This is a genomic window from Thermostilla marina (assembly GCF_054657455.1).
The window spans coordinates 2,606,176-2,617,907 of sequence record NZ_BAAHYR010000001.1 but is presented as its reverse complement, the minus strand read 5'-3'; the positions used below and the strand labels follow the sequence as shown (position 1 = coordinate 2,617,907).

Annotated in this window: 10 protein-coding genes; 8 read left to right on the top strand and 2 right to left on the bottom strand. The window is 59.4% G+C overall.

Features of this window, described 5'->3' with window-relative positions:
* Position 1: 1 nt before the first annotated feature.
* From ACYQ2I_RS09600 to ACYQ2I_RS09565, 8 genes are all read left to right on the top strand, one after another.
* Entirely contained in the window at positions 2-1,129 is a 1,128-nt protein-coding gene (locus ACYQ2I_RS09600) for a 4Fe-4S dicluster domain-containing protein (RefSeq protein WP_460166794.1), read from the top strand.
* A 40-nt stretch (positions 1,130-1,169) separates the two neighbouring features.
* A complete protein-coding gene (locus ACYQ2I_RS09595) occupies positions 1,170-2,036 on the top strand; it encodes an ethylbenzene dehydrogenase-related protein (RefSeq protein WP_460166793.1) in 867 nt (288 codons plus the stop codon).
* On the top strand, positions 2,033-2,677 hold the full coding sequence (locus ACYQ2I_RS09590) for a molecular chaperone TorD family protein (protein WP_460166792.1): 645 nt from the start codon (positions 2,033-2,035) through the stop codon (positions 2,675-2,677). Before ACYQ2I_RS09595 ends, ACYQ2I_RS09590 begins: the two co-directional genes overlap by 4 nt.
* A gap of 471 nt (positions 2,678-3,148) precedes the next feature.
* Positions 3,149-3,982, top strand: a complete 834-nt coding sequence (locus tag ACYQ2I_RS09585; RefSeq protein ID WP_460166791.1) for an alginate export family protein — start codon at positions 3,149-3,151, stop codon at positions 3,980-3,982.
* Positions 3,973-4,284, top strand: a complete 312-nt coding sequence (locus ACYQ2I_RS09580) for an alginate export family protein (RefSeq protein WP_460166790.1) — start codon at positions 3,973-3,975, stop codon at positions 4,282-4,284. Before ACYQ2I_RS09585 ends, ACYQ2I_RS09580 begins: the two co-directional genes overlap by 10 nt.
* 49 nt (positions 4,285-4,333) lie before the next feature.
* Positions 4,334-5,538 (top strand): IS3 family transposase gene (locus ACYQ2I_RS09575; RefSeq protein WP_460166789.1). Its coding sequence is split into 2 segments (ribosomal slippage): positions 4,334-4,598 and positions 4,598-5,538, totalling 1,206 coding nucleotides; the frame shifts between segments, so codons are not numbered across the junction.
* Positions 5,539-6,088: 550 nt separating this feature from the next.
* Complete coding sequence (locus ACYQ2I_RS09570; protein WP_460166788.1) at positions 6,089-6,976, top strand: hypothetical protein; 888 nt, start codon at positions 6,089-6,091, stop codon at positions 6,974-6,976.
* 967 nt (positions 6,977-7,943) lie between these two features.
* Positions 7,944-9,362 carry a transposase gene (locus tag ACYQ2I_RS09565; protein WP_460166787.1) on the top strand — a complete coding sequence of 473 codons (1,419 nt, stop codon included), beginning with the start codon at positions 7,944-7,946 and terminating at the stop codon, positions 9,360-9,362.
* An 80-nt stretch (positions 9,363-9,442) separates the two neighbouring features.
* On the opposite strand, the gene ACYQ2I_RS09560 is transcribed toward ACYQ2I_RS09565, so the two are convergent.
* Positions 9,443-11,080 carry an alpha-L-fucosidase gene (locus ACYQ2I_RS09560; protein WP_460166786.1) on the bottom strand — a complete coding sequence of 546 codons (1,638 nt, stop codon included), beginning with the start codon at positions 11,078-11,080 and terminating at the stop codon, positions 9,443-9,445.
* A gap of 421 nt (positions 11,081-11,501) precedes the next feature.
* Positions 11,502-11,714, bottom strand: a complete 213-nt coding sequence (locus ACYQ2I_RS09555) for a hypothetical protein (RefSeq protein ID WP_460166785.1) — start codon at positions 11,712-11,714, stop codon at positions 11,502-11,504.
* Between the last annotated feature and the right edge of the window lie 18 nt (positions 11,715-11,732).

The following is an 11,732-nucleotide window of genomic DNA, read 5'->3' as shown; positions in this document are numbered from 1 at the left end:
CATGGCCCGCGTGTTCAATTGGCACCTGGGGCGGGTGATGTCGTACTGGTATCCCGAAAGGCGGCCCAAGCGGCAGTTCGCCGCCGTCTTCGATATCAATAAATGCATTGCCTGCCAGACGTGCACTTTGGCCTGCAAGACCACCTGGACCTCGGGCCAAGGGCAGGAGTACATGCTCTGGAACAACGTGGAATCCAAGCCCTACGGGTTCTATCCGCTCCGCTGGGATTTGAACCTGCTGGAAATGCTTGGTCCGCAGTCTTGGCAGGGCGGAGTATATCAAGGACGTACCATCTTCGAAGCGGCTCCTCCGGCGGAGCGTGTACTGGGCTGGCGACCGGCCGAACGCGATTATGCCTTTCCCAACGTAGGCGAAGATGATTGTACGGGACAAGTGGAAGGCGGAGGACTGTTTCGCCTGCCGCATATGGTATGGTTCTTTTATCTTGCCCGCATCTGCAACCACTGTACCTACCCGGCGTGTCTGGCCTCCTGTCCGCGCGGCTCGATCTACAAGCGGCCCGAAGATGGTATTGTGCTGGTCGATCAGCGTCGCTGCCGCGGCTATCGGGAATGCACGCGTGCTTGCCCTTACAAGAAGGTCTTTTACAACTTCCTCACCGGCACCTCGGAAAAGTGTATCGCCTGCTATCCGAAGATGGAACAGGGTTTGCAGCCGCAGTGTTTTCTCAACTGCATCGGCAAGATCCGTCTGGCCGGCTGGATTTCCCCCCCTGATCGTGCGCGTCCGGAAAACCCCATCGACTACCTGGTGCATATCAAGAAGGTGGCCTTGCCGCTGTTTCCGCAGTTCGGCCTGGAACCCAACGTCTATTACATCCCGCCGATCCACGTCCCGCAGGATTTCCTGCTCCAGATGTTCGGTCCCGGCGTCGCTCAGGCTGTAAACACCTACCGCAATGCCGCCGACGACCCGGAGCTGGCGGCTCTGTTGCAACTGTTCGGCTGCACTGAGCGAGTAGTGGGCGTCTGGCGGCGCGAGGGTGACGAGGTGGTGGGCCTGGACGAGTCGCAAACGGAAATCCTGCGCGTCCCTGTGCGCGAGCCGGTGATCGTGCGCGAGGCCTTCGATGCCCAGCAGCAGGTCTGGCGAACCAACTGTCCCTGACACCCGGCGAATCAACTGTTCATAACAGGAGCACTTCACCATGCCCCGATGGCGAATGCTGGCTTTCGCGGCACTATGGTTGGTGGCGAGCTGGTGTGGCTGTAGCCGGCCCGTGGAATCGCAGCCAACCGGCCTGGTACTGGTCAGGCTGGATCAATTGCCTGCCGATCCGTCTGACGAGGCATGGCAGGCTGTGCCGACCTATGAAGCCGAACTGTTGCTGCAAGACATGGTCGATCCCCGGCTGACCGAGCCGAGTGTCAAAACCCTGCACATTCAGGCGGCCACCGACGGCACTCGAATTGCTTTCCGCCTCCGGTGGGATGATCCCACGGAAAACACACGCAGTCTTATCGACGCCTTTCCTGATGCGTGCGCTGTGCAAATGCCGGCTGAGATCGGCCCCTCGATCCCAGCCCCACAGATGGGCGAACCGGGCCGGCCGGTGAAGATCACTTACTGGAACGCCGCCTGGCAAGTCCAGGCACAGGGGTCGGAGCCGACTCTGCACAGCGCTTATCCGAATGCCACGGTCGATCATTACCCGTTCACCGCGCCTTCGCTTCCACAGGGCAGTCCCCCCCAGCAAGCCATGGCCCGGCGCTACAGTCCGGCCCGAGCCGTGGGCAACCCGGTGGCTCCGCCTCACCTTGGGGCTGTGCAAGACTTGATTGCCGAAGGGCCCGGCACTTTGACCGCCGCCTCGGAAACTCTCTCAGAAGGCCAAGGGATACGCAGCGGCGATCAGTGGGTGGTGATGCTGGTGCGCCCCTTGCCGGAGGCGTTGCTCGACTATCCTCAGCCGCAAGTTGCCTTCGCTGTCTGGGAAGGCAGCCATCAGGAATTTGGAGCCCGAAAAATGCGCACGGCTTGGCTCACTATGACTCCCGAGGGATCGGCACCATGAACACACGACTCGCCAAGAGCTCGCCTACTGAGCGGGCAGCCGTTTCTCTGTTGCGCTGGGCTGCCCGATGGCGATTGGCTGCCCTCTTGCTCGAACCTCCGGCAGCAAACTGGTCCTCGGAACTCCTGACGCTGCGTGTCGAGGCGGATGACCCGCTGCTGAACGAAGCAGTAGAGGACGCACTCCGTCATGCAGCCCAGGCGACCTATCATACGATTTTTGGCCCCGGGGGGCCGGTCTCGCTGCGGGAAGTCACATATCGGCCTCTGTCCGATCCCGGCCGCTTGCTGGCGGAATTGAGGCAGTTGTATCAACTGTTCGGCTATTCTCCGCGGCTGAGCGAATCCCCCGACCATCTGGCCGTCGAAACCGGGTTTATGGCCTATCTCCACTTCAAGCAAGCATTTGCTCAAACCCTTGCCGAGAGCCATAAGGCGAATGCTATCCACCAGACGGCTGCGCAATTCGCCGGGACTCATCTCGTGGCGGTCGCCCGACCTGTCGCCGACTCGCTCGCCAAATTGGATGTCCAATTCCTTGCCCAGGCAGTCAAGGCTGTTGCCGACTGGGCCCAAGTGCTGGCCGACACACTTCCTCGAACCGCCGAGTCGATCGATACATCAGCCGGGCCGCTTCCTTGATGGTCGGCTTCACACATGTCGGCTTCACTACACCCGCATGTGGCACGACTTCTCAAGAAGCAGTCCGCCGGCACGACGCTGTGGCCGGGTAAACCCGGATGCTGAACATCGCTGCACATCACTTGGAAAGCCGAGCGGCAAGATAGCAAATAGTGCCCTTTCCTCGCTTTTTCGCTCTCTTCGCTGACATTCCTCCCGCTGTTCTGAGAGCCCTATCCTAGCTAACCGCCGCCCGGTGATCCTCGGCTGCGCGATTGTTGCGCGCCGCAGCAGGGTGGCACGTGGCGGCAAAGTTTTCCTAGTTGCTACTCTCCGTGTACGCGAGTACGCCAGGCGTGACGGGCACTTTGATTCTCAATACGAAGACTGTGCCGGCGATGTCGATTATTACACTATACGAAAGCACCTGCGCACTGCGGCGCAACCGGAGTGCACCGTAATGTTTCTGGGCCTGATCGCGGAGTTGATGCCATGAGCCGTCCCCACGACTTGCTGTTGGCGAAATATGGCGGGGCGACAATCATAGCACTGTGGGCATTGCTCGTTTGCACGCCTTGGGGCTCAGACACGTGCCGGGCGCAGGAATCACCGCCGGCGGCACGCAGCCACAAAGGACTCTTCTACGACAACGATTTCTCTTACCTACTGGCGCCGGATGCAGAGTTGTATCTGGGCGACACGCTGAAACGAATGCCTTTCGGCTCATGTGTTACCTACGACATCGGCGGGCAATTTCGTCTTCGCCATCATAGCGAACGCAACCATCGTGGGTTGGGCCTGACGGGCCGGGACGATGATTTTCTGCTTTATCGCACGCGCATCTATCTCAACATGCAGTTCGGCTCCGCGCTGCGTGCGTATGTGGAAATGCTTGATGCAGTAAGCAACTACGAGTCGTTCGCCCCGCGGCCGATCGAGGAGAACCGCACCGACTTGCAGAACCTGTTCGGTGACGTGCGCCTTTGGAGCACGGCTTGCGGCGAGCTTTGGGGCAGACTCGGCCGGCAAGAAGTCCTTTATGGTAACCAGCGAGTACTCTCGCCGCTCGACTGGGCCAACACGCGGCGCACCTTCGAGGGCTACAAGCTGTTCTGGCGAAGCGAGCGGTGGGACGTGGACGCCTTTTGGGTCCGGCCGATCTCGCCCGACCCTGATCACTTCGACTCGCCCGACTACGACCGCCAGTTTGCCGGTGTTTATGTCACACGCCGGCTGGCCCCCAAAAGGGCCCTTGATCTGTATACTATCTGCGCCTCGACGATGATCGCCAAGACTTCGGGTTCGACACGCTGGGCATGCGTCTGACGGCCGACTTCGACCACTGGCTGTTCGAAGCCGAAGGCGCCGTGCAGTTCGGCGCTTTTCAAGATGCCGGTCACGGCGCCGGCGCCTGGACACTGGGACTGGGCCGAAAGTTTCCGGAACTGCCCTGGTCTCCGGTATTGACCGCCTATTACGATTGGGCCTCCGGGGATGTTCGCCAGGGCAACGGCTACCACCATCTGTTCCCCCTTGGCCACAAGTACCTGGGCTTCATGGACCTGTTCGGCCGTCGCAACATCGAATCACCCAACGTCCAACTGGTTGGCCTGCTATCGAAAAACTGATCCATGTGTTATGAAGGTCTCAGAGCCGTAAGGCGAGGAGACCAGGAAGATGACGACACGAGGAAGGAAGCGACACACGCCGGAGCAGATAGTTCGGAAGCTTCGGGACGCGGATGCGATGCTCAACGCGGGCAAGGACGTGGCGGCGGTGCTCCAGGCCTTGGAGATCAGCGAGTCGACGTACCTGCGTTGGCGGAACCAGTACGGCGGAATGAAGGCCGAGGAGGCGAAACGGCTGAAGCAATTGGAGGAGGAGAACCGGCGGCTGAAGCTGTTGGTGGCCGAGAAGGAACTGGACATCCAGATGCTCAAGTACGTAGCGGAGGGAAACTGGTAAGCCCTTCCCGGAAGCGTGCGGCGATCGAAGGCCTGCGTCAGCGGTTTTCGGTTTCCGAGCGAAGGGCGTGCAAGACCTTGAGTCAGCCGCGAAGTACCCAGCGTTACCGAGCGAAGCCGCGAGACGACGAGGCGGCGTTGGCGGGTCGGATGTTGGAATTGGCCCGACGTCGTCCGCGATGGGGTTACCGGCGGATCGCCTGGCTTCTTCGTCAAGAGGATTGGCGGGCGAGCGATACGCGGATTTACCGATTGTGGCGTCGTGAGGGGCTGAAAGTGCCGCAGAAGAAGCGCAAAAGGCGACGATTGGGCACGAGCGAGAACGGTTGCGTCCGTCGCCGGGCGGACCACAAGGACCATGTGTGGTGCTGGGACTTCGTGTTCGACCGCACCACGGGCGGCAGCCGGTTGAAGTGGCTGACGATCGTCGACGAGCACACGCGGGAATGTCTGGCCATGAAGGTCGATCGGAGTATTACCAGCGAGGACGTGATCGAGACGCTGGCGGAGTTGTTCGCCCGACGAGGCGTGCCGAAGTGCATCCGCAGCGACAACGGTCCGGAGTTTGTGGCCGAAGCGATTCGGGCCTGGCTGGGTCGGATGGGGATAGAGACGTTGTACATCGAGCCGGGCAGCCCTTGGGAGAACGGCTACGCCGAGAGTTTCCACAGCCGGCTGCGTGACGAGTTTTTGGCAACGGAGGTGTTCGAGAGCTTGGCGGCGGCAAAGGTGCTGACCGAGCTGTGGCGAGAGGACTACAACCGAAACCGGCCGCACAGCTCACTGGGGGTACGTAGCCCCGGCCGAGTTTGCGGCCCGCTGTGCTGCTTCCGCTTCGGTCGCTACGCTCCCTCCGCTCCAGCAGCACAGCGATCTTTCCCAACCCGTACCTTCATAACACCTGGTACAAGAATTTGAAGCTGGTCACGGTGTTTCAGGCAAAAGCGGCTTTGGCAGCAATTCGGCGTGAGAGCTTGTCGAGAGAGTCGGCCAGCCGGTTGGAAGTGTATCTAAACCAGGGCGACACGAAACGACCCGTTTAGATGTCTTGACGCCCCAGAATTCTCGGGCGGTTGGAATGTGTTCCTTCAAAATTCCACGAGAAATGCACATGGCTGATTGGTTTCGGGTGAGTGGCAGCACCGAAAAAACGCGGATCACGTTCGTGCCCTCTTGCGACCGATTTTGGCAGCCCGACGTGCTCAAAGAAGCCCCGCTTCCCCGCGAAAAAATGGGCTGCCGGGAAATTGTTCTCGACGGGCCCGGCGCTATTTGGATGTACGCGCACGCGTCCGCTCTGGCAAGCAAAGAAGGAGCCGGCAAGGTCACGGCCGTTCGAAAAGGGTATACCAACGCCGTGGCTAATTGCTTTGGCTGTCGGTGCGAACTGCTTCCTGCGAACGGGCCAATTGACGCACGCCTCCTGTATGTAACATTGCGCGCCAATCCACCGGTCACCGAATCTGCCGTGCGGCAATTGCTCGATCCGCAGCTCGACGAACTGCGAAGACAACCACCTCGTGATCTCGTTCTGGCAGGTCGAGCCGGTGTCGATTTCTACGCGATCGCCGCCTACACGGCCGTAAAGGTCAGGGTACGTCGCATCTTCTGTTGGTCGGCCCGTGATGGGCTCGTCCTTGTGTATAACGAAGAAAATGACTATTTGGGGCGATGCGATAGAATGCCGAGCTGGTTGGAAAAACATTTTCCGAAGCCCGACCCCGGAGTCGTTATCGGTGTCGCAGGTGATCCTCACCGCGGGAAGTCCGTCTTTTCCCGTGTGTTGGATTGGTTCCGGGAGGAAAAGGGCATCGACGGCTGGATGCTCGACTGTGACGGCCAGTCGCCCACCCCGCATTGGTATCTCACCGGGTTGAACAGTACAGTTGTTCGTGAGGTGAACCAACTTCGCCGGCAATGCAAACGCAACTGGACGCCTCGAATGGAAGAATTGATCGCTTCACAGTTACGACGCGGCCGCCGATGGTTTTCGGTTCTCATCGCCGATCTTCCCGGCGGCAAGCACAATCCGGGAAATCCGGAAAGGATTCCTCGCGGACGTGAAAAAATCTTCTCCGAGATCGACGCCTTAATCTTGTTGGACGACGAAAAGAATACGACGGAGCAACTATGGCGAGAGGCGTTGTCGACGCATGGGTTGGAAAGTCGTATTGCCGTCGTTTTGCGGTCGTCCTCGCCAGATCGAAAGCCGGCCTCCCTGGTGATCGAAAATTCTGAGGATACTTGCCGTGGGTGTACTTCCGGGCTAGAGAGAGGACGTAATCTGAAAGAATTGGGGCAGGAATTACAAGACTCACTGGAAGAAATCTGGAAGGCGGTGATGGCTCGTAGTTAGCGAATATCGCCCCGGCGTGGTGAGGTAATCGGCCCCACCTCGTCGAATGTGAGTCGTATGTGAGCAGATGAGCCTAATTGCGACGGGATTTCCAAAACCGGCCGCATTCGGCGCACTGCCAAAAGATTTGGTTTCCTTTCTTCCCCACAATGTTCGCCTTACCGCCGCATCGAAAGCAATCTTCGTGAGGTGGTTGTTCGACCAAGGATGCCCCTGCACCGGCTCCGATTACTCCCCCTATCCCGAACCCGGTTAGTCCCATGAGAGCCCCTCCTACCGCAGCCCCGAGCACGGCGCCGGCAAGCGCCGCTCCGCCGGCTGCTGCAGAGTTGTCTTTACCGGGATTGATAACCGGTCGGGTCCATTTTCGACCGCATTGCGCACAAGCAAAAAGGGCCTTTCCTTCCACAGTTTTATAGGCGATCTCGGTGCGGTGACATCGTTTGCAGAAACTGGTTTGGCGTTGTCGACGGGTCATGGCTTTTCCCTTGCTTGGAAACCGAGTTGCACAAACTCGGTGAGTAAATACGTCCCTGCCGTCCAGCCTGTAACACCTACTGCCCCAAAAAAATGCCGGACCTCATGGAATGCGGCGTCATGCGCTCGGTACGCCGTTCGAAGTGTCTTTTTCGTGCCCGATTGGCTAAAAACCGAAGGATCGAGGTTGCCCACGCGAAATCCTTCGTGGCACAACGAGGCGCGCAGCCCTGACCAGCCTCAGATTTCTGTTCAAGGTGTCGGGGTAGGATGGATTGCCATGCTGCTGGAGCGTGGAGAGCGTACCGACCGAAGCGGAAGAAGCACGGCGTGCTGCGAACTGGTCAAGCCGACGGGAAATACAAAGCTACGGCAATCACTTGTCCTATCACCCGTTGCAAAACCTCTTTGCAGACTGCGGCTGATTGTAGAAAATAGTGGCACGAACCGACAAGGAATAAGCCTCTGGGACCAATTTTTTGACGACACGATGCTCGGACGCAGAAGAAGGCTTCGACAGCCGACGCTGTTTATCCGCCGGGATGAAATCCCCGAACCGCCGGGTGCCGCGTTCTATCGCAAGCTGAACGCGCTTCTGGCGAAACACGACTTCGATCAACGAGCAGAAGCACTGTGTGCCCCGTACTATGCCCAAACCGGCCGCCCCTCGACACCGGTCGGGGTGGTGATCCGGATGCCTCTGTTCGGTTTTCTGGAGGGCATCGGTTCGCAACGCGGGATCGCCGCCCGCTGTGCCGACAGCCTCTCGGCCAGAATCTTTTTGGGCTGCGAGATCACGGAACCGACGCCGTGCCACAGCACGCTCAGCCGCACGCGGCAACGCCTGCCGCTGGAGGTCTTCTTCAAACTGTTCGCCATGGTCGTCGAGATCGCCCGCAAAGAAGGCCTGTTGCGCGGCAAGACCTTGGGCGTCGACGCGACCTTCCTGGAAGGCAATGCGGCCTTGAAGTCGCTGCAACATAAAGAGGAAGGAGAAAGCTGGAAGGAGTTTGTCCGCAAGATCTACATGGAAGAGAACCCCGAGGCAGACGAACCGACCGACGACGAACTGCGTCGTTTCGATCGACAGCGGCAAGACAAGAGGCTTTCGAACCGGGACTGGGAATCGCCGGTCGATCCGGACGCGAGGATCGCCAAGCTGAAAGACGGCCGCACCCACATGGCCTACAAGGCGGAGCACGCGGTCGAACTTGGATCGGGGATGATCCTGGCGGCGGAGGTGTACACGGCCGACACGCCCGACACGACAAGCATCGAACAGACGCTGCAGGCGGCGGACAAGGTCGCGATCAAGGCGGACACCGAACCGGCCGAGGAAGTCGTTACCGACAAGGGCTATCACAAGGCGGAAACGCTTTCGCGGCTGCAGCACGCCGGTGGTTGGAGGACATACATTCCGGAAAAGCGTCTTCGGCACAAGCGTCGTTGGACGGACAAGCCGAGCGAGCACGAGGAAGCGTATCGCGCGAACCGTCGACGTTGCCTGGGAGCCCGCGGGAAACGGCTTCTGCGGAAGCGCTCGGAGGTCTGCGAGCGGACGTTCGCGCACGTCTGCGATACCGGCGGTAGTCGTCGGGTATGGCTGCGGGGCCTGACGGAAGTCAGGAAATGGTACCTGGTGCGGGTGATGGGCTACAACCTGGCGGTGATCCTGCGCTTGCTGTTCGGCCTTGCCTCGCCGCGGAGCCTGACTCGCGTCGGTTGCCTTTTCTATTTTGTCATTGCGATTGTTTATCTTCACACCACGTCGATACTCGGCCGATTGCGCCGTATAAACGGCCATTTGGCGCTTATTTGGCGATATTCGACCTGGCAAGGTCACAACGCCCATTGGTCATTATTCGCCGTCAAGCCGCGTCCAAAACCGGCTTGTGCAACGGGCTGCTAAGCTGCGGTCTGAGCGCGATGCGAAGCGGCAGCGGAGCCGCAACCCCCTTGTTTGCATCGGCGATCACCGTGTCCGTTGGTTCATGTGTCGGCAAAGGCAGTTCGGTCTTGCCCGCGGATTCGGAACGCGTAGGCCGCCTCACACGGCGGGTGCGGCGGTAGGGTGATTTCGAGAAGCGTTTCCGTCTGTCGCCATGCAAGAGGCCCCGCGTGGCCGAGCAGCGCTACGTCGGCAACAGGCGTGTTGTCGAGTGCGGCGTTGGATATACGAACCTTGCCGCTGGTGGACCACGACAGACTGACGGCATACAGGCTTTCGCCGTTCTTGCTGCGGGTAAAGCGGATGTCGCCTTCTTTGCTTTGCTTCCAAGGACGCGTTGCGTGGATGGCCTCCCCGTTGATTCGCATCCACTCACCGATTTTCTCAACGACTCGGCGTGCCTCGTCGTCGATGCGTCCGTCGCCGCGGGGCGGGACGCCCAACAGCATGTTCCCGTTGTTGGCTACGATGTTGACGAGCATTCGAATCAACTGGCTTGGCGAACGATATCGATCGTTGCGACGGTAGTGCCAACTGCCGACGGAAATGTCCGTCTGCCAGGGATTGGGAAACGGCCGATCGGGGTCGACCACTTCGAAGTCGTTGACGACGGCGCTTGCCAGGATCATCGCCGTCGCCTCATCATGCGTTGCGTGTTTCACATTCAAAACGACATCCAACCGGCCGCGCCGGCTGCACGCGAGGTTGTAATAGTGTGCCGCAATCTGCGGAATCAGGTCGGGCATTCCCAACACTGCTCTAAGCTGCTTCGATTCGTTGACGTCGAGCAAGTGATACACGGCGTCGTCGAAGTAGAGCAGGTCGGGATCGTACTTGCGAAGTAAGTCGTCTACCCGCAACAAACATTGCCGCACGAACTGCGGGCAGGGCGAATTGGCCTCGTGGACGGGGCCGTACAGGTCGCGAGGATCAAGCCCTTCCCACGGTGTTCCGATACCGTCTTCTTTGCTCACCACGGCCCCGTCATACGGAACACCGGCCAGCGGCCCCTCCTTGTCACTTCCATACCACAGGGGCATGAACTCGTTCCAACAACGATAGGGCGTGTTGTGAAACGTCACACCAAATCGCAATCCGTGCTTTCGTGCGGTATCGGCCCACATCCTGCACAAATCTTTTTTCGGACCGATGTTGACACAGTTCCAAGGCTGATACTTCGAATCCCATGAATCGAAGTTGTCGTGATGATTCACCATGAAGGCGAAATATCGTCCCCCGGCGGCCTTGTAGAGACTGATCAGATCCTCCGGATCGAAGTGCTCGGCCTTCCAGGCACACATCAAATCCTTTGCACCGTGGACCGACGGATGACCGTAGTTCTCCAGATGGTGCTGGTAGTTCGGATGACCTTGCAGGTACATATGCCGGGTATACCAATCCCCCGCCTCTGCTTGCGATTGCGGCCCCCAATGTGCCCAAAAGCCCAGCTTCGCATCCCGAAACCATTCCGGGCAACGGTACCCCGCTCGCAACGATTCCCAGTTCGGGTCGAACGGCCCGTCGGCGACTTGAAATTTCGGCAGGGGAAAACTCGGCCATGTCTGCGGTGTCGATCGACACGGTGTGCTCGGCGTTTCCGACGAAGACACGGCAGCATTCGACACCAATCCGCCAGCTGCAGCAACGGCACCGGCTTTCAGAAAATCACGGCGTTTCATCCGGATGCTCCTCGCAACCAATCGGAATTCGTTCTTTAGAGAGGGGCGTATGCACCAAGGGTGGTCAACAGGGCAGGGGGGCGTGCGACGGACAACTTTCAAGATGACGTTCCCCGAATGCGGGCAGTCGCCGTCCGTCGAAATCGGCAAAGGGGGGATCCGGCGGCGGTTTGCGCGACGAGGTGTCCTGCACGCAGTAGTCCGACAGGTCGCTATTGTAACTTCATTCCACGACGTCTCATCGCACCGCTTGCACGAAAACGGAAAGATGAGGGATTCTCGATATCTCCCGTTCGCAAACCCCACACATTCGTGCAATCGGCACCGACCACAGCCCCACGAGTGAAACAGCGTCCCTAGAAAGCAGCAGCCAAAATAGAGAAGAAAGCATGGATGGAAAGGAAGCGTGCGTACGGTCCCGCTACGGCGCATCCGCCGACGTGAGATAAGAACCGACCGGTGCGCTGTGGCAGCCGTCCCCGGGGGCATCGTCGTACAACAACGGTGAAGGGGGGCAATAACCGCAACCTGGGCGACAATCACGATACCGATGGTATGCATCGGCGCAACCGACCGCAGCGACCAAAAACGCCACCAGCACGCCGCAAGCACACGCGACGAAAATTCGTTTCATCGCTCCATTCCCTTCAAG